Origin of the sequence: Psychroflexus torquis ATCC 700755 (assembly GCF_000153485.2) — a bacterium.
GTDB classification, from domain to species: Bacteria; Bacteroidota; Bacteroidia; order Flavobacteriales; family Flavobacteriaceae; genus Psychroflexus; species Psychroflexus torquis.
Genome location: NC_018721.1, coordinates 1,730,405 through 1,754,436, shown reverse-complemented (window position 1 = coordinate 1,754,436; position 24,032 = coordinate 1,730,405). Strand labels below are relative to the sequence as shown.

Here is a 24,032-nt window from a genome sequence, read left to right as displayed (position 1 = left end):
GTGACAAGTGAGTCTTGAGTAGTTAGTCGTGAGAGGTGAGTTGAAATAATTTTGAATTATTAATTAAGAATTTTTAATTGAAAAAATGTCAGTTCGAGTGAATTTTGCTTTCGAAAAAAGTGAAATTTGTATCGAGAACTAGATTAAGACTAAGGGTCAATGAGTCATGAGTGAACAGTGGTGAGAGGTGAGTTTAAATAATTTTTGAAATCACACTGCTTAATGTAACAAGCATTTATTATCTATTATTGCTTAACACAATAAGCAATAATGAATAGTATTCAAGAAAAATTTCAAAGAAAAATAATCCTAGATTTTTCCTGCCTACCTGCGGTTGAGAAGGCAGAATGGTTCTCCCGACACCTCGGGATTCATCAATGGAAAAAATGAATAAAAGCACTAGTTCTATCTAAATCTTAAATAAAGAGTTACACTTGAAAAGATTCCGCATCGCGACTATCGCCTTGCACGGAATGGGAGAGACTCCGTGTCGCGGCTATCGCCTTGCACGGAATGAAGAGATTCCTCGTCGAAGTAAAAAGAACTTCTCTGTCGGAATGACAATTACAGGAACTCGAGATGACAAGCTAATGCCTAAATACGCACTATTATAGTGCAAATTATTATATAAAACGCACTACGAAAGTGCAAATAATTGTATATTTGCATAAATAAATAGCAATGGATAGTTTATTTGAATATTCAAATCAATTGATTGCCCGGGTAGATACAGAATTTATTCGCTATTCTTACCATCAGATGAATTGGCAAAACAGACTAGTTGGGCTTATAGGTCCAAGGGGTGTTGGTAAAACTACTTTAGTTTTGCAATACATCAAAAGCAATCTGAATTTTCAACAAACACTTTACGTTACAGCCGAGGATTTTTATTTTGCCAAAAACCGTTTAACTGATCTTGCTGAGGATTTTGTAAAATCGGGAGGCAAATATTTGTTTATAGACGAAATACACAAATATCCTGATTGGTCTAAAGAGCTGAAATTAATTTACGATTATCATCAAGATTTGAAAGTGGTTTTTACTGGTTCGTCAGTGCTTGATATCAAAAAAGGCAGTTCAGATTTGAGTAGAAGAGCTGTGGTTTATACTATGCAAGGCTTATCTTTTCGTGAATATTTAACGCTGTTTCATCAGAAACAAGTGCCGAAATTTACCTTGGAGGACATCGTGAATCATCAGGTAGTTGTGCCGCAAATTCCCCACCCGCTTCCTTTGTTTGCTGACTATCTTAAGAAAGGTTACTACCCCTATGCCAAAGAAGATGATTTCGGTTTGAAATTACAGCAGGTCGTCAATCAAACATTGGAAGTAGATATTCCTACTTATGCAGAAATGAATGTAGCGACAGGCAGAAAATTGAAGCAATTACTAGCTATTGTGGCTCAGAGCGTACCGTTTAAACCGAATATGAGTAAAATTGCCGAAATGCTTAAAATCAGTCGAAATAACATAGCCGATTATCTTCTTTATATGGAAGAAGCAGGTATGGTTGCTCAGTTGAGAGGTCCTACAAAAGGAATTCGGGCTTTGGGAAAGGTAGATAAAGTGTATTTGGACAACACCAATTTAGTATATAATTTAGCTGAAGAACATCAAAATACAGGAAATGTAAGGGAAACCTTCTTTCTGAATCAGTTAAGAGTGAATCATCAAGTATCTTCATCGGTATTAGGTGATTTTAAAGTGGATACCATGGATTTTGAAATTGGAGGAAAAAATAAAGACTTAAAACAAATTAAAAATGCTGAAAAAGGATTTTTAGTTAAAGATGACATAGAAAGAGGTTTTCTGAATACCATTCCCCTATGGCATTTTGGATTGATGTATTGAAATCATAATGGGTAGATTGGTAAACCAGATTTCATATTTCAAATTCAAATTTTTTTCTGTTAATGTTAGTTCGAGCCTGCCTGCGTTCCTTGGTAGGCAGGTGAATTTCGCTTTTGAAAAAAGTGAAATTTGTATCGAGAACTCGATTAAGACTAAGGGTCAATGAGTCATGAGTGAACAGTGGTGAGAGGTGAGTTTAAATAATTTTTGAAATCACACTGCTTAATGTAACAAGCATTTATTATCTATTATTGCTTAACACAATAAGCAATAATGAATAGTATTCAAGAAAAATTTCAAAGAAAAATAATCCTAGATTTTTCCTGCCTACCTGCGGTTGAGAAGGCAGAATGGTTCTCCCGACACCTCGGGATTCATCAATGGAAAAAATGAATAAAAGCACTAGTTCTATCTAAATCTTAAATAAAGAGTTACACTTGAAAAGATTCCGCATCGCGGCTATCGCCTTGCACGGAATAATAAAGATTCCTCGTCGAAGTAAAAAGAACTTCTCTGTCGGAATGACAACAGTGAATCGGTGGCTGAGTGACCCGTTTTTGTTGCGGGTTGTATCGAAGCCACGTTGAGATAGATTTTTTCAATATTCAGAACACCACCTACAAAGATTCCGCATCGCGGCTATCGCCTTGCACGGAATGGGAAGAATAGTGAATTGGTGGCTGAGTGACCCGTTTTTGTTGCGGGTTGTATCGAAGCCACGTTGAGATAGATTTTTTCAATATTCAGAACACCACCTACAAAGATTCCGCATCGCGGCTATCGCCTTGTACGGAATGGGAAGAATAGTGAATTGGTGGCTGAGTGACCCGTTTTTGTTGCGGGTTGTATCGAAGCCACGTTGAGATAGATTTTTTCAATATTCAGAAGACCACCTACAAAGATTCCGCATCGCGGCTATAGCCTTGCACGGAATGAAAGCCTCGAAGTGATCGGTGGACTAGATATCATTTCATGTTTTGAACTTTTCATCTAAAATTTGGACGACTAGAACAATTACTTATAAAAAAACTATAATTTCGTAATCTTGTTTTATTAAATTTATTTAATAAAACAATCTTTAAGCTTTCAATGACAATAACTTAGAATTAAAAAACATAAAGATCTATTATTAATTAATGATTTCACTAACAAATACAATGACTAAAACAATAAAAAACATCTGCTGTATTGGAGCAGGTTATGTAGGTGGACCAACAATGGCTGTAATTGCCCAGAAATGCCCAGAAATTAAAGTTCATGTGGTTGATATCAACGAATCACGAGTGGCAGCTTGGAATGATCCCAATGTAGAACACATTCCGATTTATGAACCTGGCTTATCTGAAATTGTCGCGGAAACACGTGACAGAAATCTATTTTTCTCCACAAAAGTAGATGAAGCTATTGATCAAGCGGATATTATTTTTATTTCAGTAAACACCCCAACTAAAACGTATGGTATCGGTAAAGGTATGGCCGCTGATCTTAAATTTATCGAACTATGCGCTCGCCAAATTGCGCGTGTAGCGAAGACTGACAAAATTATCGTCGAAAAGTCAACATTGCCAGTGAGAACAGCAGAGGCGCTTAAGGATATACTTCATAATACTGGGAATGGTGTCAATTTTCAAATTTTGTCTAATCCAGAGTTTCTGGCTGAAGGGACGGCTATTGATGATTTATTAGATCCTGATCGTATCTTGATAGGTGGCGATACACATACAGCAGAAGGTCAAGCGGCTATGCAGACTTTAGTAGATGTCTATGCCCATTGGGTACCAAAGGCTCAAATTTTGACGACCAATGTTTGGTCTTCGGAGTTGAGCAAACTCACTGCCAATGCATTTTTAGCACAACGGATCTCAAGTATTAATGCCATGAGTGAAATTTGTGAAAAAACAGGCGCAAATGTCGATGAAGTGGCACGTGCTATAGGTATGGATTCCAGAATTGGTTCTAAGTTTTTAAAGTCTTCTGTTGGTTTTGGGGGCTCTTGCTTTCAAAAGGATATTCTCAATCTAGTCTACATATCTAAGTCCTTAGGACTTCAAGAAGTGGCGGATTATTGGGAGCAAGTGATTATACTCAATGACCACCAAAAGCTCCGTTTTGCCAAAAATATTGTTAAAACACTATATAATACAGTCTCTGGTAAGCAAATAGCGATGCTAGGTTGGGCTTTCAAAAAAGATACCAATGATACGAGGGAGTCGGCGGCGATTTATGTATCAGATTATCTCCTTAGTGAGCAAGCTGATGTTATTGTTTATGATCCGAAAGTTAAGACAGAACAAATTTATGCTGACTTGGAGTATTTAGGTCATCATGATTCTGAAACCATTCGCCAACGAGTGAAAGTTGTCAAAACCGCTAAAGAGGCTTGTCAAAATGCCCATGCTATTGCGGTGATGACAGAATGGGATGAGTTCAAATCTTTAGACTGGAAAAGCGTCTATGACGATATGTACAAACCAGCTTTTGTTTTTGATGGTCGACGAATACTAGACCAAATCAGGATGGAAGCACTCGGATTTAATTTGAATATTATTGGCAACTAATATCTATAAATAGGGTGTTTTCGTCGTAAGATGAAAATGCCTTTATTTTGAATTGAATAAATGTCAGTTCTCGATTAAGCCTAAATGAGATATTAGTGGTGAGCGAATAGTTTTGAGTGGTTAGACGTGAGTAAAATTAATTTTGAATTGAATAAATGTCAGTTCGAGTAATGGGTTTGTGGCGAAAGACCAAAACTATTGTATCGAGAACTCGACTGAGTAACTGATTTCGAAGCACCTCTCGACTGTTAGAAAACGGCCTACTTTTTATGGAGATTAGAAAACAAAAAAGTGGTGAAGAAAGGATGAAGGAGCAAAGCACTAGTGAAACGGTTTGCTTTGCGTGGAGGAGCCGCTTTTGTAGTTTTCAAAGACATAAAAATAAGCCTAGATTTTTTTGGTTCGTTTTTTCATCAATGGAAAAAATGAATGAAAGCACTAATTTTATCCAGAAATTAAACAAGAAATTACATCACTTATAAGGATTCCGCATCTCGCTATCGCTCGCACGGAATGACAAGATTCCGCATCGCGGCTACCGCCTTGCACGGAATGGGTAAGATTCCTCGTCGAAGTAAAAAGAACTTCTCTGTCGGAATGACAATAGTAAATTCAAGGCGTCAAGTTTCACGATACAAAGAAAAACGGCCTACTAAATTCAGCCGTAAAAATTAAAGTGAAGATGACGTAAAATTTTAGACTGTTTGAGGCTGTTTTTTTCAGCCGAGTTTCTAAAATTTAGACAGCAAACGTAAATTTTAGACTGAATTTCGTAAGCCTAGTCTTTTTTGTTTCTCCCGACCCTTCGGGATTGGGCGATGCAAAAAAGAAAAGAGAGAGTAAATGATATAGAAAGCTGGATTAATCTCATAACTTCAAACTACTTCTCGATACAATTTTCTATCGAAAATCACTCGAAGTGACAGCCTTGAGGCGTCAAGTTCCACGATAGTTAGAAAACGGCCTACTTTTTATGGAGGTTAGAAAACAAAAAAGTGGTGAAGAAAGGATAATGGAGCAAAGCACTAGTGAAACGGTTTGCTTTGCGTGGAGGAACCGCTTTTGTAGTTTTCTAAGACATAAAAATAAGCCTAGTCTTTTTTGTTTCTCCCGACCCTTCGGGATTGGGCGATGCAAAAAAGAAAAGAGAGAGAAAATGATATAGAGACATGAACTAATCTCCTAACTTTAAACTACTTCTCGATACAATTTTCTATCGAAAATCACTCGAAGTGACAGCCTCGAGCCTTTAGGCTTCTCGACACAAAGAAAACGGCCTACTTTTTATGGAGGTTAGAAAACAAAAAAGTGGTGAAGAAAGGATAATGGAGCAAAGCGCTAGTGAAACGGTTTGCTTTGCGTGGAGGAACCGCTTTTGTAGTTTTCTAAGACATAAAAATAAGCCTAGTCTTTTTTGGTTCTCCCGACACCTCGGGATTCATCAATGGAAAAAATGAATAAAAGCACTAATTTTATCCAGAAATTAAACAAGAAATTACATCACTTATAAAGATTCCGCATCTCGCTATCGCCTTGCACGGAACGGGAAAGATTCCTCGTCGCGGCTATCGCCTTGCACGGAATGGGAGAGATTCCTCGTCGAAGTAAAAAGAACTTCTCTGTCGGAATGACAAGGGTGAATTGGTGGCTGAGTGACCCGTTTTTTTATAACGGGGCGTATCGGAGCCATATTAAAATAAGTCTTGAGTTTGGTATAAATTTTAAAATAATAGAACAAAACAACAATAAAAGTAATAACTTTGTATACACATTTTATAACTTATGGAAGTATCAATTATAAAAATAGGAAACTCTAAAGGATTAAGGTTGAGTAAAACTATATTAGAAAAATACCAGATTAAAGATAAAGTTGAGCTCATTTTAGAAAAAGGTCAAATTATTCTTAGACCTATACATAATCCTAGAAAAAACTGGGACAAAAAGTTCAAAGAAATGTCGAAAAATGATGACGATACCCTTCTTATCAATGATGTTTTTGAAGAGGATACCTTTGAAGAATGGAACTAAATCAATATTCAATTGTTCTAGTCAATTTAGATCCCACAACGGGAAGTGAGATCAGAAAAACAAGGCCTTGTGTCATCATTTCACCAGACGAAATGAACAAATTTCTAAAGACCATTGTTGTAGCACCCATGACAACAACTCTAAAAGCTTATCCCACTCGAGTACCTGTTGAATCCAATGGTAAAAAAGGAATGATAGTCATAGATCAAGTCCGAACCATCGACAAACAAAGAGTCCTCAAAGTTTTTGACTCACTAAAACAATCTGAAATAGACAAGTGTAAAGAAGTTTTAAAAGAAACTTTTGTGGATTAGTTATTTGTGACTGAAAATGGGTCGTTAGTGGTAAGTGAATAGTCTTGAGAAGTAAACCAGATTTCATATTTAAAATTCCAAAATTTACAATTCAAAATAATCTTATAGACACTGCTCATAGTACGGAAGCTAAAAAATTTATCTTTTTAGGAAGCTCTTGCATTTATCCTAAACTGGCTCCCCAACCCTTGAAGAAAGAGTATTTGTTAACGGGTAGTTTAGAGCCCACTACTGAGTGGTATGCCATTGCAAAAATTGCAGGGGTGATGGCCTGTGAGGCTATCCGCAAGCAATACGGTAGGGATTTTGTGAGTCTTATGCCTACGAATTTATATGGTCCTAACGATAATTTTGATTTAAAAACGTCACATGTTCTTCCTGCCATGATTCGTAAGTTTCACGAAGCCAAGCTTAATAATAACGAGCCCGTTGAATTATGGGGTAGTGGAACTCCAATACGTGAATTTTTACATGTAGACGATATGGCAGATGCGGTAGTCTTCGCTTTAGAAAATAAATTGCCGGAACACTTATATAATATTGGAACAGGTAAGGATCTCACTATAAAAGAACTAGCAGAAACCATTCAAAAAGTAGTGGGGCATAATGGCGAGATCGTTTGGGATAGTTCTAAACCAGATGGTACTCCAAGAAAATTGATGAATGTAGATAAGATGAAAAAAGCAGGTTGGCAGGCTTCTACTAATTTGGAAGATGGGATTGAAAGTAGTTATAATTGGTTTTTAGAGAATGAAAATAAGTATAAACAAGTGAAATTGTAAATGCAGTTAATAGCAATAAACAATGAGCAATAAAGCTCACTCCTCACTAACCACAACCCAAAAGACATAAACATACTTATAACTTTTGCTATATTTGTAAAAAGTTATAATCATAATGATAGAAAATAATTTAGTGATTCCAGATAATATACATAAACGTTCTCATTATTTAGAGAAGGTGCGGCCATTCATCGGGCAGAATATTATTAAGGTGTTAACGGGTCAGCGGCGTGTAGGTAAGAGCTATTTGCTTTTTCAGATCATACAATGGATCAAAGAAAATGATAGCAGCGGAACGATTATTTATATCAATAAAGAAGATCTAGCTTTTTCATTTATAAAGACTGCCCAAGATTTACATGAATATGTACAGGCTCATAAAGCGAAATCTGGAAAAACCTATGTTTTTATTGATGAGATCCAAGATATTGAAAATTTTGGGGATGCCCTTCGTTCCTTATTACTTCAAACCAATCTGGATCTCTATTGTACTGGCAGCAACGCTAATTTATTGTCGGGGGACATCGCAGGACATCTCAGTGGTAGATATATTGCCATAGAGGTTTTTAGTCTTGCTTACCCAGAGTTTATATCTTTTCACGGGCTAACAGAAAATGAGGAGAGTTTAAACAAATATCTCAAATTCGGTGGGCTTCCCTATCTCATTCATTTGGAACTGAAAGACGAAGTGGTATTTGAATATTTAAAGAATATCTACCAGAGTATTGTTTACCGGGATATCATTAATCGTTATGCTATTCGGAATGTTAATTTTCTGGAACAGTTGGTTTTGTTTTTAGCGGCACATACAGGCAGCATCTTTTCTGCAAAAAAGATCAGTGATTTTTTAAAGTCTCAGCGCGTAAAGATGGCGCCCAACCAAGTACAGAATTATATACAGCATTTGGTAAATGCTTTTTTAGTCCATAAAGTGGGGCGCTACGATTTAATTGGGAAGCGGTTGTTCGAGATAGGCGAAAAGTATTATTTTGAAAACCTGGGCATCCGGAACGGACTCTGGGGATTCAGGTTGGAGGATAGGGGAAAGATCATGGAGAACGTAGTATATAATCATCTGCTTTTTAAAGGATATAAAGTACAGGTAGGAATGCTGGGGAACAAAGAAGTAGATTTTATTGCAGAAAAAGAAGGAGAAAAATTATATGTGCAGGTGGCTTTAACTATTAATGATCCTGCTACGCTAGAACGTGAGTTTGGCAATCTAAAACAAATTAAAGATAATTATCCCAAAAAGGTAGTTACCATGGAAAGCTTTTCCGGAAATACAGTTGCAGGAATCGAGACCCAAGACCTAAGAAGTTTTTTACTTACTTAACTTTGAATATAATTTCTGGAACTCCTTTTCGGGAGTTTTTATTTGTGGACGATATGGCAGATGAATTTTGCTTTTGAAAAAAGTGAAATTTGTATCGAGAACTCTTTTAGCTAAAAACTTCAAACTACTTCTCGATACAATTTTCTATCGAAAATCACCTGCCTACCAAGGAACGCAGGCAGGCTCGAAGTGATAAGTGAGTCGTTAGTTGTGAGAGGTGAGTGGTGAAGTATATTTCATATTTAAAATTTCAAAATTTACAATTCAAATTTTCTTCTGTCAATGTCAGTTCGAGTGAATTTTGCTTTTGAAAAAAGTGAAATTTGTATCGAGAACTCGATTAAGCCTAAGGGAGATATTAGTCGGTAGTGAGTAGCCGTGAGAGGTGAGTGGTGAATACCGAATATTGAATAAGGATTGCTGAACACAGAATAACGAACAGTGAACTGACATTCATTCAATTAATAATTTTTAATTAAAAATTATTAATTGAATGAATGTCAGTTCGAGTGAATTTTGCTTTTGAAAAAAGTGAAATTTGTATCGAGAACTCGTCTAATCTCATAACTTCAAAGCACTTCTCGATACAATTTTCTATCGAAAATCACCTGCCTTCCAAGGAACGCAGGCAGGCTCGAAGTGACATCCTCGAGGTTTCAAGTTACACGATACAAAGAAAAACGGCCTACTAAATTAAGCCGTAAAAATTGAAGCAAAAGCCTCGTAAAATTTTAGACTGTCTGAGGCTGTTTTAAGCCGAGTTTCTAAAATTTAGAGGATGAGCGAATAGTCTTGAGTGGTTAGACGTGTGAGGTGAGTTAAACTAATTATTAATTTATAATTAAGAATTTTTAATTCAATAAATGTCAGTTCGAGTAATGGGTTTGTGGCGAAAGACCAAAACTATTGTATCGAGAACTCGACTGAGTAACTGATTTCGAAGCACCTCTCGACTGTTAGAAAACGGCCTACTTTTTATGGAGATTAGAAAACAAAAAAGTGGTGAAGAAAGGATGAAGGAGCAAAGCACTAGTGAAACGGTTTGCTTTGCGTGGAGGAGCCACTTTTGTAGTTTTCAAAGACATAAAAATAAGCCTAGATTTTTTTGGTTCGTTTTTTCATCAATGGAAAAAATGAATAAAAGCACTAATTTTATCCAGAAATTAAACAAGAAATTACATCACTTATAAGGATTCCGTATCGTGGCTATCGCCTTGCACGGAATGAAGAGATTCCGCATCGCGGCTATCGCCTTGAACGGAATAGGAAAGATTCCTTGTCGAAGTAAAAAGAACTTCTCTGTCGGAATGACAATAGTGAATAGGTGGCTTAGTGACCTGCTTTTTTGTAGCGGGGTGTATCGAAGCCACGTTGAGATAGGTTTTTTCAATATTTAGAACATGACTTAAACAGATTCCGTATCGCGGCTATCGCCTTGCACGGAATGACACTGTTTTAAGACTCAACAAGATTCATCAAAAAAATTATGCACTTTATTTTTGTTTTCTTTAAGAAAACGCTTTTATTTGCATTCGCTTATGCGTTAAATACAAATTGCACATAAAGCTAATATTTAGTCAACTTTTACTTAACATAGCAAGTGTATTTTAGCCAATTCTAAAGCTGAGTAACCAAGGCTTTAGAGTTAAAATATGAAAATCCTCATCTGACCCATTTAAGGGACTCAGGGTGGCGAAGCTGTAATTTTTTTGAGTTGTTAACTGCCGTCAGTTCGAGTATATCTTGCTTTTGAAAAAAGTGAAATATGTATCGAGAACTCGATTAAGCCTAAGGAAGCTATTAGTGGTGAGTAAATAGTAGTGAGAGGTGAGCTTAAATAATTTGATTTAAACTTTTCAGAGAAATAGTATTATATTAATAAAGTTGGTTTGAAGTAAGAAGTCTCCCACACTCCAAAATGCCAACTATACCCATCAAATAATTTTACAATACATCAGCAGAACTTTTTTAAGATAGAGAAACGTAGAGTGCAAGAAGAAATGAGAAAATTAAATTTTTTGTTTGTTGCTAAATATTTTATTAAAATTTTAAAAAAAAGTAGAAAAAGTCATAAATAGACTTTTTCAGAGAAATAAAATACAGAATGAAAATATTAGTCACTGGAGCAGCAGGATTTATTGGATACCATCTTTGCGAGCAACTTCTAAAATTAGGACATGATGTTGTCGGATTAGATAATATCAATGATTATTATGATGTCAACTTAAAATATGCTCGTCTAAAAGAATTAGGTATTTCAGAGAGTGAAATTCAATACAATAAAGGTATAAATAGTAATTCACATGGTGATAAACTAAAGTTTATCAAAATTAATTTAGAAGATCAAGAAAATTTACCTATTTTTTTTGAAGAAAACAGTTTCGATGTAGTTTGTAATCTTGCTGCTCAAGCAGGTGTTAGATATAGTATCGAAAAACCTATGAAGTATGTAGAAAGTAACATCATGGGTTTCGCCAATCTATTAGAGTGTGTGCGAAATACAAAAGTAAAAAAACTCGTTTATGCAAGTAGCTCTAGTGTGTATGGTTTAAACGAAAAAACACCTTTTGCAACTAATGATAATGTGGACAACCCAATTAGCATGTACGCTGCTACTAAAAAGAGTAACGAGTTGATGGCGCATACGTATAGTCATTTATTTGGTATAAAAACAATTGGTTTAAGATTCTTTACCGTTTACGGACCTTGGGGAAGACCTGACATGGCCATGTTTTTATTTACTGATGCCATCCTGAATAATAAACCTATTAAGGTTTTTAACGAAGGAAATCTTTCACGTGATTTTACTTATATTGACGATATTGTAGAAGGTGTGATAAATACTATTGAAAAGAAAAATCCGAATAAAAGTCTGTACAATTTATACAACATTGGTCATGGAAGTCCTGTTAAATTAAATGACTACATTAAAGAAATTGAAGTTGCTACTGGAAAAGTAGCTGAAAGAATAATGATGCCTATGCAACCAGGAGATGTCGAACAAACATGGGCGGACACAAGTGCACTTTTTAAAGATTACAATTATAAGCCAACAACTAAAATTGATAAAGGAATAGAAGAGTTTGTTCGTTGGTATAAAGACTATCACATGAATTTATAGATTATATTAATATATTTTGTAAAAAGAATTTATTTCTGAATAATTTAAAACGATTAGCGTAGAATAATTAATCTCAAAAAATGGACAAAAATATATTAATTACTGGAGGAGCTGGATTTATCGGGTCACATGTTGTTCGTCTATTTGTAAATAAATATCCAAATCAAAACATCTACAATTTAGACTCGCTCACCTATGCAGGAAATCTCGAGAACTTAAAGGATATTGAAAATAAAGAGAATTATACTTTTATTAGAGAAGATATAAATGACACACAAAAAATATCTGATTTATTTAAAAAATATAAATTTGATACAGTTATCCATCTTGCGGCTGAATCACATGTAGATAGATCTATTTCTGACCCAGTTTCTTTTGTTAGAACAAATGTGATGGGAACGATGAATCTATTAAATGCTGCACTTGAAATTTGGAAAGAAGATTTTAGTCATAAAATGTTCTACCACATTAGTACGGATGAAGTTTATGGAACACTCGGAGAAACGGGACTGTTTACAGAAACAACTTCCTACGATCCTAACTCCCCCTACTCAGCCTCTAAAGCGAGTAGCGATCACTTTGTGAGAGCCTATGGAGAAACTTATGGTTTACCATTTATCATTTCTAACTGCTCGAACAACTATGGTCAAAACCAGTTTCCAGAAAAACTAATCCCTCTTTTCATAAACAATATTCTTAATAAAAAATCACTTCCTGTTTATGGAGACGGCAACTACACAAGAGATTGGCTATATGTTATTGATCATGCACTTGCAGTTGACTTGATTCTAGAAAAAGGAAAAGTCAAAGAAACCTACAACATCGGTGGATTTAATGAATGGAAAAACATCAATTTAGTAAAATTACTTTGCCAACAAATGGATGAGAAGTTAGAAAATCCAGTGGGGACAAGTGAAGAACTAATCACCTACGTTAAGGACAGACCAGGACATGATTTAAGATATGCAATAGACGCCTCCAAAATAAATAAAGAACTAGGTTGGAAACCAACAGTAACTTTCGAAGAAGGTTTGAGTATTACAATAGATTGGTATTTAGAGAATAAGGGATGGATGAAGAAAGTAACGAGTGGGGAGTATCAGAATTATTATGAGGAGCAGTATAAGTAAATTGTTATGCTGTTACGTTGTTAAGTAGCTACGGGGTTTATGTCTATTAGAACCAGTTTACCGTCCATAACATCCTAACTATTTTTTAACTCGACAACATCATACCTGTACTATAATACTATAACACCATAACTCTTTTTTAACTCGATAACATGATAACAGTTTTTATAACAAGATAACATCATAACTGTTTTATAACCCCATAACTATCTTCATAACTCGATAACATGATAACAGTATTCATAACTCGATAACACCATAACAGTATTCACAACTCCATAACTATAAAATGAACGTCAAAAGCCACAAAGACCTCAACCTATGGAAAGAAAGCATGAATCTAGTTGAAGACATTTACTCCATATCAAAATCATTTCCCAAAGAAGAAATGTATGGATTAACAAGTCAAATGAGAAGATGTGCAGTTTCTATACCGTCAAATATTGCAGAAGGAGCAGGTAGAAAAGGAGAAAAAGAATTTGCACGTTTTTTATATATAGCATTAGGCTCGTTATCGGAACTAGAGACACAATTTGAAATTTCGATAAGATTAAACTACATCGCAAACGAAGTCGATACTCAATCCACCTTTGAAAAAATTATTTATATTAGAAGAATGCTAGCAAAATTGATTAAAAGCATAACAACTTAACAGTCTTCATAACTTGATAACACCATAACTACTTAACAATCTTCATAACTCGATAACACCATAACACCATAACTACTTAACAATCTTCATAACAACATAACTACTTAACAACAAAAAAATGAAAGGAATAATCCTAGCAGGGGGTTCAGGTACTAGATTACACCCCTTAACCCTTGCGACGTCCAAGCAGCTTTTACCTATTTACGACAAGCCGATGATTTATTATCCGTTGTCGGTTTTAATGCTAGCAGAGATTAGAGAGATTCTAATTATTTCTACACCTCACGATTTACCAAATTTTAAACGCCTTTTGGGGGACGGGTCTCGATTTGGGATTAACTTGACTTATAAAGAACAGCCATCACCAGATGGATTGGCACAAGCCTTTATTTTAGGAGAAGAATTTATAGGTAACGATGATGTCTGTTTAGTTTTAGGCGATAATATTTTTTACGGTGCTGGATTACAAAACTTATTGTCCAATGCAGTAAAAACTGTTAAACAAGACAACAAAGCAGTAGTCTTTGGAAACTATGTAAATGATCCTGAGCGGTATGGTGTTGCAGAATTTGACGAACATCAAAATGTGGTGAGTATTGAAGAGAAGCCCGAAAAACCAAAATCAAATTTTGCAGTAGTAGGTTTATACTTTTATCCCAATTCAGTGGTAGAAATTTCGAAAAACGTTAAGCCATCCCATAGAGGTGAACTAGAGATAACCACTGTAAATGAGACTTATTTAAAACAAGGAAATTTAAAAATGCAAATTTTAAGCCGTGGTTTTGCTTGGTTAGATACGGGGACACACGAAGCTCTTACAGAAGCTACAGAATTTGTAAAAGTAGTTGAAAAACGCACGAGTTTAAAAATTGCTTGCTTAGAAGAGATTGGCTTAAAAATGCAATGGCTTAATAAAGCTGATATTTCAAAAGACTTAGAAGGGAAAAAAGGAGAATATTATAGCTATCTAGCCAGCATAATAGATTAATACATCAATAGGCAGCCTTTAAGCTGAAGCTTTTAACTTATTAATTTTCAAGATAATTTGAAATCAAACAACCTAAAACTTAACAACTACCCAAACTAGTACTAGGTCAATTAATCCAATTTAAATGCAAAGCATCAAAAAAATATTAGCTAAGCAATTTTCTACATTTTACTATTTTTATAGTCCTCTAGGCTACCGCATATTTCTAGCGTTAAGCCTTAGCATATAAGTAGCCGTTTAGACGGTTTTGGTCTTTTTATGTTTTTACCCTTATTGCAAATGGTAGGAGGAAGTGAGCGAGTAAATCCAGAAGAGATAAGAAATTTAAGTTTTTATTGGATGATATTAAAAATTTAGGCTTAATTTATTTATGATTTTATACTATGAAGCGGTCAAAATTTTGCATCAACTGCTTATAAATTTTTTCTTTAAATAAAGCTTTGTTAAAAAACTCAGACCTGAATTGCTTTATGCTTCAAACAATATCAAGTTTAAAGTACTTATGATATCAGATGCAGGGCGTATGTAAAATACCATGAGTGCTGAGATTGAGAAGATAACTTTGGGTTATGGTATTTATATGATTGCCTCTCAGCAAGGAGTTATGGTTTCAGATGATATTGAATTTGGTTATCAAAATAAAATTCCTTTATAGTTATTTAGATTTTTATATTAATTTGAGTATTACTTTTTTTGCGCGGCTTTACTATAAATGTTCAAGGCTCTAATAGTCGTTAGAGGTGAGTAATGAGTTTTGTTATGATGAATTCATTTCAGGATCTTCATTAACTTAAGCTTAGACCCTGAAACAAGTTCAGGGTAATAAATATTTAGACTCTGTCAGTTCGAGTGAATTTTGCTTTTGAAAAAAGTGAAATTTGTATCTAGAACTTTATTAAACGTAAAACTTCAAACTACTTCTCGATACAATTTTCTATCGAAAATCACTCGAAGTGACAAGTTTATCAATAAAAAGAAAACGGCCTACTAAATTAAGCCGTAAAAATTGAAGCAAAAGCCTCGTAAAATTTTAGACTGTCTGAGGCTGTTTTAAGCCGAGTTTTTAAAATTTAGAGGATAAGCGATAATTTTAGGAAGAATTTCGTAAGCCTAGATTTTTTTGGTTCGTTTTTTCATCAATGGAAAAAATGAATAAAAGCACTAATTTTATCCAGAAATTAAACAAGAAATTACATCACTTATAAGGATTCCGCATCTCGCTATCGCTCGCACGGAAAGACAAGATCCCGCATCGCGGCTATCGCCTTGAACGGAATAGGAAAGATTCCTTGTCGAAGTAAAAAGAACTTCTCTGTCGGAATGACAATAGTGAATAGGTGGCTTAGTGACCCGCTTTTTTGTAACGAGGTGTATCGAAGCCACATTGAGATAGATTTTTTCAATATTTAGAACATTACCTACAAAGATTTCGCATCGCGGCTATAGCCTTGCACGGAATGACAGGCTCGAAGTGACACCCATCTCTTCATCAAATAATTTCACAATACAGCAAAAAAACAACCGCCACCTTAAGACGCAGCAAGATTCATCAAAAAATTATCCACTTTATTTTTGTTTTCTTTAAGAAAACGCTTTTATTTGCAGGTCATGAGGCGTTAAATATAAATTGCCTATAAAACTAACGTTTAGTCAACTTTCGCATAACATAGCAAGTGTATTTTAGCCAATTCTAAAGCTGAGTAACCAAGAAGCTCTAGAGTAAAACATGAAAAGCCTCATCTGACCCATTTATGGGATCCAGTAAGGCGAAGCAGTGATTTTTTTGAATAGTTAGCTGCTGGATGTTTGCGGTTATCTCGCTTCAAAAAGCTATCAAGACCTTTGAAGATCTCAAAGTTTGGCAAACAAGTCGAAATCTAAGAAAAAAAATGCACGAGATATAAGCCAATCTTCAAGCTTAAAATATATGAAGCTATATAAGTATAACATACTACAATTCTTTAAGCAAGAACTTTAATGAAATTAATTAAAAATATTATTAAAAAGTACATGGGTTCTTTCGCATACTATTATTCTTATCTAGGATACAGAATGTGGTTTTTATTAATCACCAGTATTTTGGTAGGTCTTCTAGATGGTTTAGGGCTAACTATGTTTATACCTTTATTAAGTATGATTGCCTCAGATCAAGCAGAGGCAAGTTCAAGTGCTTTAGGGAATTTTGGATTTATTGTAGAGGGTTTAAACAACATTGGATTGGAATTAAATTTAGTTGTAGTGCTGATGACGATGCTTGTCTTTTTTGTAGGCAAAGGGTTTGCTAAATTCTTTGAACGGTATCTAAGAGTGGTATACCAACAATATTTTATTTCAAGAATACGATTTGAAAACATTGATGCATTAGTCAATTACAATTATGAAGCTTTTACCAGTGCTGATGCTGGTAAAATTCAAAATACATTAAGTGGCGAAGTGGAAAGAGTAATGCAAAGTTTTAGAACCTATAGTGATATGCTTCAGCAATCTGTCATGTTGTTGACTTATGCCGCTTTAGCAGTTATATCTAGTCCACAATTTGCGATGTTAATAGTTATGGGAGGTTTTTTAACAAACCTGTTATTTAGTTCTATGTACAAAAAGACAAAACTCTTATCTTTTGATTTAGTGAAAAGCAATAATTTATTCCAGGGTTTTATTATTCAATCCGTAGCTTTTTATAAATATTTAAAAGCGACTGCCAGTATTATAGATTACAAACGTTTTTTAAAAGAAAAAGTTAATGAAATAGAGTTTATTACTAGAAAAATGGGCATACTTAGCAGTATTATGTTAGGAATGAGAGAACCTCTTATGATTGGAGTTGTTGTAGCTGTTATTTTAATACAAGTTGAATTATTAGAGGGAAGCTTAGCTACAATTATGTTGAGTTTATTATTTTTTTACAGGGGGTTAACAGCACTATCAAGCATACAAACGTCTTACAACAAGTTTTTAAGCTTTTCAGGTTCTATAGATAATATGAAAAGTTTTACTAAAAGTTTACAAGCTTCCCCTGAAGTAAATGGTGATGATAAAGTAAGTTCAATTCAAAACATTGAATTTAAAAACCTTAGCTTCTCTTATAATAAAAAGAACACCGTCTTAAGAAACATAAATTTAAATATTAAACCAAAACAAAGTATCGCGTTTATTGGAGAAAGTGGTTCGGGGAAGACTACTTTAATCAACCTTCTCGCAGGTTTGTTAAAACCAAGCAACGGAGATTTATTGATCAATCAAAAATCAATACACAGCATAGAGCTAGTAAATTATAGAAGACGCATTGGCTATATCACTCAGGAACCTATTATATTTGATGATACTTTGTTTAATAATGTCACCTTATGGGACCAAAAGAATGAAGAAAACTTAATAAGGTTTCAAGAAGCTATAAAAAAATCACAACTGAGTAGCTTTATAAGTGATCTATCCGATAAGGAAGAGGAGAGGATAGGTAATAATGGGGTGACTTTAAGTGGTGGCCAAAAGCAACGTATATCCATCGCCCGAGAATTATACAAGGACGTAGATATATTGCTTATGGACGAAGCTACTTCTGCTTTGGACACCAAAACAGAGAAAAATATCCAAAAAAGTATTGATGATTTAAAAGGAGAATATACCATAATTATGATCGCCCATCGACTAAGTACTGTCAAAACTTGTGATCAAATAGTTTTATTAGATAAAGGTGAGATTAAAGCAAAAGGTGACTATAAAACACTAATTGAAAATTCATCTGAGTTTGCGACAATGATTAGTAGTCAACAATTATAAAAAAATGAAACTATAGCTTTTGCAGGTCGAAATAAAGAACTGTTTGAAAATGATATTTCAAAACATTATTAACGAAGATTAAAATTTGTTAGTAATTTTTTCTCATACTTAGTAAAGCCGATTATATTAAACAAGCTGTAACTAAATAAATATTCAAAAAAAATCCATTTAAATTATATAAAGTAAATATTAAAAAGAAAATCTAGTAAGGCTAGTAAAAAATATCCACAACTCTTTTGGTTATATAGAAGCTGATTTTCAAACTTCCACATTAGATCATTAGAGTATAATGCTTTTATAAAATCAGATAAAAAGTATGATTATATACTTAACCTTTCTGCTCTAAAATATGTTAGAATTAAAAAAAATCCTTAAACTCTAATGCATATGATTGATGTGGATATTTTTAATACTCATAAACAAATCAAAAAATAAAAAAAGAGCCTTTATTTTTCATAAGAAAATATTAAAATAGAACACTAGTTTTAATTCATTAAGAAATAAGATGAGCATAAAAATTACGTGATAAATTTTTTGATAAAATTTTAAATCTTATAGTTAAAAATTCAAGGAATAAAAATTCAAGACTAAATTAATATGAAAATACTTGACTGTACCATCCGAGATGGTGGTTATTATACCAATTGGGATTTTGACCAAGACATCGTTAAAACCTATTTAGAAAGTTTTAATCAACTACCAGTAGAATACTTAGAAGTTGGTTATCGTTCTCAACCCATGGGAGAATATTTGGGAGAATATTTCTATTGTCCTGTAGAAACACTTCAGCGCTTAAAAAGCATTAGTCAGAAAAAGCTTGTGATTATATTGAACGAAAAAGATGTGCGTGCAGCAGATGCAGAATCTTTACTGAGTCCTATAACAGGTTTAGTTACAATGGTGCGAATGGCAATTGATCCTAAAAACTTTAAGCGTGCTCTAAGTTTAGCGGCGGAGGTAAAACGTTTGGGTTTTGAAGTAGCGTTCAATGTGATGTATATGTCCACTTGGGCAGATGAAAAAGAATTTTTAGAATTAATTCCAAAAGTAGACGAAGTTGCAGATTACTTTTATATGGTGGATTCATTTGGAGGAGTATATCCTCAAGACGTAAAAGACACTATTGCATTAGTGCGTTCTAAGACCAAAGTGAAACTAGGATTCCATGGTCATAATAACTTAGAAATGGCATTGGCCAATACGTTAACGGCTATTCATGAAGGGATAGATATAGTAGACGCCACTGTAACTGGAATGGGTCGCGGTGCTGGTAATCTTAAAACAGAATTGTTGCTAACGGTTTTAAATGCAAAAGGTCTACTGGATTTTCCATACAATGAATTAAGTAAAACAGTAGATGATTTTACAAAATTACAAAAACACTATGAATGGGGTACAAATTTACCCTATATGGTTTCTGGAGCCAATTCCCTTCCGCAAAAGCAAGTCATGGAATGGGTAAGCAAGCGGTACTACTCATTTAATTCGATCATACGTGCATTGAATAACCAAAGTCAAGGTAAGGTTGACAACACTAAATTGCCTGAATTAGACTTTGGTAAAGAAAAAACCTATGCGGGAGCACTAATTGTTGGAGGTGGTCCTAGTGCCACAAGCCACACACAATCCATAGATCGTTTTTTAATAAACAATCCAAATATCATAGTAATTCATGCAAGTTCTAAAAATGCCTTGTCCTTTGAGAATGTACCTAATGACCAATATTTTTGCTTAGTGGGTAATGAAGGTCATCGTTTGGAAGAAGTTTTTCAAGGTAGTAATATCAAAGGGAAGTGTATTTTACCTCCATATCCTAGAGAAATGGGGACATATATTCCAAAATCCTTAACAGATAATGCTTTTGAATTGGAAAGCGTTGAGTTTACAGACTTATACAGAGATTCTCATACAGCATTAGCTTTACAAAGTATATTGGCATTAAAAATTGAAAAGGTGTTCATAACAGGATATGATGGGTATAGTGGAAATCATATAGGTGAAAAAGAACAAGAGTTGTTTTTAGAAAACCAGCACTTATTTTCTAAGATTAAAGATCATTTTAACATTCAATTAGTAAGCCTTACTCCAACAAAATATACTGAGCTTAAGGGAGATTCTGTATATTCTAAAATTTAGAATATACATATATACATAATCTAGTTTAAACATGTTGGGTCAAGATATTTATTTGAAGATCTGAGCATTAAAATTAATGCAGAATTAAATATCTATTGTTGGGTCTTAAATAGAAAATTTTAATTCCATATTGTTTTCAGGATCAGAAATATTTTAATTCTATTTATATAGGAGATGTGCCACATGTCATTACGCTGCACAAAGCTTGCCAGTAGTATTGAACCAGTTAAAATGCAACATAAGCTGACAAGAACAATATTAAAACAGATTTTTTTAAGTCTATTTTAATATTGTTAAGTTTCCAACCAGACACTAACTATAAATTATTGCTGCCAAAACAAGTTTTTTTGTTTAGTCAAACAGGTGGTTTGCTTTATGATGCTTAAGAATAATTACATTCGATTTTAAATTTAAAAATATGCTAGGGATATTCTCAAAAACAACAGACAGTTCTTTTATTGAAGCAATTGGTTTGTCTGGTTTAGATTTTGTCATTATTGATCAAGAGCATGGACCAGTCCAACGCGAAAGGCTTTATGATCATATAAGAGCTGCTAAAGCAGGTCAAATCAACCCAATAGTAAGAGTGAGTGGAAATAATCATAATTTGATAGGTTCAGCTCTTGATGCAGGAGCTCTTGGTGTTCAAGTCCCTAATATTTCTTCAGCTGAAGAAGCAAAAACAGCAATTGATGCTTCTCGCTTTTATCCAATTGGAAATAGAGGGGTTTGTAGATTTGTTTCTGCAGCTTCTTATGGTGAAAAAAACAAAGCAGAATATTTCACAGAATCAAATAAAAATCTTTTAATTTTACAAGTTGAAGGTAAAGAAGGGGTTGAAAATTTGAAGGAGATCTTATCCTTAAAAGGATTCGATATTTTGTTTATAGGTCCCTATGATCTATCACAATCTTTGGGTTTTCCAGGCCAAATTTCGCACCCAAAAGTTAAAAAAGAAATAATGAAAATCAAGGATATGGCAAAATCTAAAAATATCAGATTAGGTTCCTTTGCAGATACTATAGAGACTTATCAATTTTTAGTGAATAATGGTTTCGATTACATTGCTTATTCAGTAGATATCAATTTGTTTATAAATGGGTTAAAAAATCTAAAATCAGAATTATGCAAATAGCAGCTTTACTGACAGGTAGGGGCAACAATACGTTAACTGATAAAAATGTTCTTCCAGTTTTGGAAAGACCCTTGCTTTCATATCCAGCTAATGCCGCTAAAAGTTCAAAATTCATTAATTCACTTTGGGTATCTAGTGATTGTGAGAAAATTTTAAATGCAGCAGAAACTTACGAATATAAGCGCATAAAAAGACCTGAAGAACTAGCTCTTCCTACTTCTCAACATATTGATGCCATAGACCATGCCTTAAAAGTAATGACTGAAAATGGCGCTCAACCCAAAATATTGGTCGTAATGCTTGCTAATTCTGTAACTATCAAAACAGAGTGGATAGATGCTTGTATTGAGTTACTTTTAAATGATAATCATGCTACGGCAGCAGTCCCTGTATATCAGGAAATGGACCATCACCCTTTTAGGTGTAAAAGACTTAATAAGGATGGATATCTAGAACCGTTTTTTGATTTTTCAAATCAATTTATAAGTACTAATAGACAAGATTTAACACCCGCTTACTTTCTCTCCCATAATTTTTGGGTATTAAACCTAGATACCATTGATCGAGCTAAAGGACAAAAACCATGGACATTTATGGGAGATAAAATTAAACATTTTGAAGTGGAAGAAGCTTTTGATGTTCACTCCTTAGAAGATATTCAAAAATCTGAAGAGTGGTTAATAAAAAATAATATAGTATGATTTTAATAACTGGAGCAGCCGGTTTTATCGGTTCAGCAATAGCCCATAGCTTGAATAATTTGGGTTTCAAGACATTAACTATAGATAATTTTTCTACGGGTTACAGGTCTAATTTACCTAAGAATACTATTTTAATTGAAGGAGATTGTGGTGATCCCGAAACCATAAGTCAACTTCAAAACTATAATGTTGACACAATTCTTCATTTTGCTGGTCAAAGTTCAGGAGAAGTGAGTTTTAATGATCCATTAGCTGATCAAAAAAGTAATACCACATCTACCTTACTTCTATTGAATTATGCCAAACTTAAGGGCATAAGAAAATTTATTTATGCTAGCAGTATGTCTGTTTATGGAGACCATGAAAATTTGCCAGTAACAGAAGAATCCGTTACAATGCCTAAATCCTTATATGCCGTTGGAAAACTAGCTAGTGAACACTATTTAAACATTTATAGCAATAGTGATTTAAAAGTGGTTTCATTGCGGCTGTTTAATGTTTATGGACCCGGGCAGAACCTCGCTAATCTAAAGCAAGGTATGCTTAGTATATATCTAGCACAGGCCCTCAAAGACGGCCAAATAAAAGTAAAAGGAAGCCTAGAACGCTTTAGAGACTTAGTTTACATTGATGATGTAGTGGAAGTGGTTTCCCTATTAGTAACTACAGACTTATCAAATCCCTACAGTGTATACAATGTGGCAAATGCATATCCCGTGAAGGTTAAGGAGATGATTACTTCTATTAAAGCTGTTTTAGGTAATATATCGGTAAAGGAAATTGAAGGGACACAGGGCGATCAATTCGGCATATTTGGTTCTAATTATAGTTTGATGAAAGATTTTGGGTGGAAACCTAAAATCAAACACATTACAGGTATAAAAAAAATGATAGCATGGGCGCAAAACCAAAGATAGAAAATATCATCTGGGATTTTGATGGCGTAATTGTTGAATCAAACTCCATTAGAGAAAAAGGATTTAGAGCGGTTCTTGCGACTTTTCCTAAAGATGAAGTAAAAGCATTGCTTGAGTTCCACAGGGAAAATGGGGGACTCTCTAGGTATGTGAAATTTCATTACTTTTTTGAAGAAATTAGAAAAGAAAATGTAAATGACAAAACAATTAAAATTTATGCAGAAAAGTTCAGTAGAATAATGAAAGAACTGATGACGAATAAAGAGATACTTATTGAAGAAACAGTTTCCTTCATAAAAAGTAATGTAGAAAAATATAACTTCCATATTGCTTCAGGTTCAGACCAAGAAGAATTAAGATTTTTATGTTCTAAATTAGGCATATCCGACAATTTCATCAGTATTCATGGTTCTCCAAAGCCTAAAAATGAAATTGTTAAAGATTTACTCAAAGCGATGGCTTATGATTTATCTAAGACTCTTTTAATTGGAGATGCAATAAATGATTATGAAGCGGCACGTGCTAATAATATATATTTTATGGCGTACAATACTAACCGCAGCTTAATGGCTAAGAGCGATGTAGAGTTAAAGTTTCGCAATTAAG

Annotated in this window: 16 protein-coding genes; all 16 read left to right on the top strand. The window is 34.1% G+C overall.

Annotated features, from left to right (window positions below):
• Window positions 1-681 precede the first annotated feature (681 nt).
• The 16 genes from P700755_RS07560 (at window position 682) to P700755_RS07470 (ending at window position 24,031) form a co-directional block, all read left to right on the top strand.
• Window positions 682-1,851 (top strand): ATP-binding protein, encoded by a 1,170-nt coding sequence (locus tag P700755_RS07560; RefSeq protein WP_015024111.1) that lies wholly within the window; start codon window positions 682-684, stop codon window positions 1,849-1,851.
• Window positions 1,852-2,987: 1,136 nt separating this feature from the next.
• Entirely contained in the window at window positions 2,988-4,409 is a 1,422-nt protein-coding gene (locus P700755_RS07555) for a nucleotide sugar dehydrogenase (protein ID WP_015024110.1), read from the top strand.
• Window positions 4,410-6,191: 1,782 nt separating this feature from the next.
• Window positions 6,192-6,437 carry an AbrB/MazE/SpoVT family DNA-binding domain-containing protein gene (locus P700755_RS07540; protein ID WP_015024109.1) on the top strand — a complete coding sequence of 82 codons (246 nt, stop codon included), beginning with the start codon at window positions 6,192-6,194 and terminating at the stop codon, window positions 6,435-6,437.
• The gene (locus P700755_RS07535; RefSeq protein WP_015024108.1) at window positions 6,428-6,751 is read left to right on the top strand and encodes a type II toxin-antitoxin system PemK/MazF family toxin; all 324 of its coding nucleotides are present in this window, start codon (window positions 6,428-6,430) and stop codon (window positions 6,749-6,751) included. Before P700755_RS07540 ends, P700755_RS07535 begins: the two co-directional genes overlap by 10 nt.
• 44 nt (window positions 6,752-6,795) lie before the next feature.
• Entirely contained in the window at window positions 6,796-7,533 is a 738-nt protein-coding gene (locus tag P700755_RS07530) for a GDP-L-fucose synthase family protein (protein WP_015024107.1), read from the top strand.
• A 115-nt stretch (window positions 7,534-7,648) separates the two neighbouring features.
• Window positions 7,649-8,869, top strand: a complete 1,221-nt coding sequence (locus P700755_RS07525) for an ATP-binding protein (protein WP_015024106.1) — start codon at window positions 7,649-7,651, stop codon at window positions 8,867-8,869.
• 2,104 nt (window positions 8,870-10,973) lie between these two features.
• Window positions 10,974-11,990 carry an NAD-dependent epimerase/dehydratase family protein gene (locus P700755_RS07515; RefSeq protein ID WP_015024105.1) on the top strand — a complete coding sequence of 339 codons (1,017 nt, stop codon included), beginning with the start codon at window positions 10,974-10,976 and terminating at the stop codon, window positions 11,988-11,990.
• Between the two features lie 80 nt (window positions 11,991-12,070).
• Window positions 12,071-13,120 carry a dTDP-glucose 4,6-dehydratase gene (gene rfbB, locus P700755_RS07510; RefSeq protein ID WP_015024104.1) on the top strand — a complete coding sequence of 350 codons (1,050 nt, stop codon included), beginning with the start codon at window positions 12,071-12,073 and terminating at the stop codon, window positions 13,118-13,120.
• 289 nt (window positions 13,121-13,409) lie between these two features.
• Entirely contained in the window at window positions 13,410-13,772 is a 363-nt protein-coding gene (locus P700755_RS07505; RefSeq protein ID WP_015024103.1) for a four helix bundle protein, read from the top strand.
• Window positions 13,773-13,890: 118 nt separating this feature from the next.
• Window positions 13,891-14,760, top strand: a complete 870-nt coding sequence (rfbA, locus tag P700755_RS07500; protein ID WP_015024102.1) for a glucose-1-phosphate thymidylyltransferase RfbA — start codon at window positions 13,891-13,893, stop codon at window positions 14,758-14,760.
• Between the two features lie 1,977 nt (window positions 14,761-16,737).
• Window positions 16,738-18,537 carry an ABC transporter ATP-binding protein gene (locus tag P700755_RS07495; RefSeq protein WP_015024101.1) on the top strand — a complete coding sequence of 600 codons (1,800 nt, stop codon included), beginning with the start codon at window positions 16,738-16,740 and terminating at the stop codon, window positions 18,535-18,537.
• A 597-nt stretch (window positions 18,538-19,134) separates the two neighbouring features.
• Window positions 19,135-20,673, top strand: coding sequence for an aldolase catalytic domain-containing protein (locus P700755_RS07490; RefSeq protein WP_015024100.1), 1,539 nt, complete (start codon window positions 19,135-19,137; stop codon window positions 20,671-20,673).
• 418 nt (window positions 20,674-21,091) lie between these two features.
• Window positions 21,092-21,808 carry an HpcH/HpaI aldolase family protein gene (locus P700755_RS07485; RefSeq protein WP_015024099.1) on the top strand — a complete coding sequence of 239 codons (717 nt, stop codon included), beginning with the start codon at window positions 21,092-21,094 and terminating at the stop codon, window positions 21,806-21,808.
• Window positions 21,799-22,509 (top strand): acylneuraminate cytidylyltransferase family protein, encoded by a 711-nt coding sequence (locus P700755_RS07480; protein WP_015024098.1) that lies wholly within the window; start codon window positions 21,799-21,801, stop codon window positions 22,507-22,509. Before P700755_RS07485 ends, P700755_RS07480 begins: the two co-directional genes overlap by 10 nt.
• Complete coding sequence (locus P700755_RS07475; protein ID WP_015024097.1) at window positions 22,506-23,426, top strand: NAD-dependent epimerase/dehydratase family protein; 921 nt, start codon at window positions 22,506-22,508, stop codon at window positions 23,424-23,426. Before P700755_RS07480 ends, P700755_RS07475 begins: the two co-directional genes overlap by 4 nt.
• Window positions 23,405-24,031 (top strand): HAD family hydrolase, encoded by a 627-nt coding sequence (locus P700755_RS07470; RefSeq protein WP_015024096.1) that lies wholly within the window; start codon window positions 23,405-23,407, stop codon window positions 24,029-24,031. The genes P700755_RS07475 and P700755_RS07470 overlap by 22 nt, the downstream gene beginning before the upstream one ends.
• Window position 24,032: the final 1 nt, after the last annotated feature.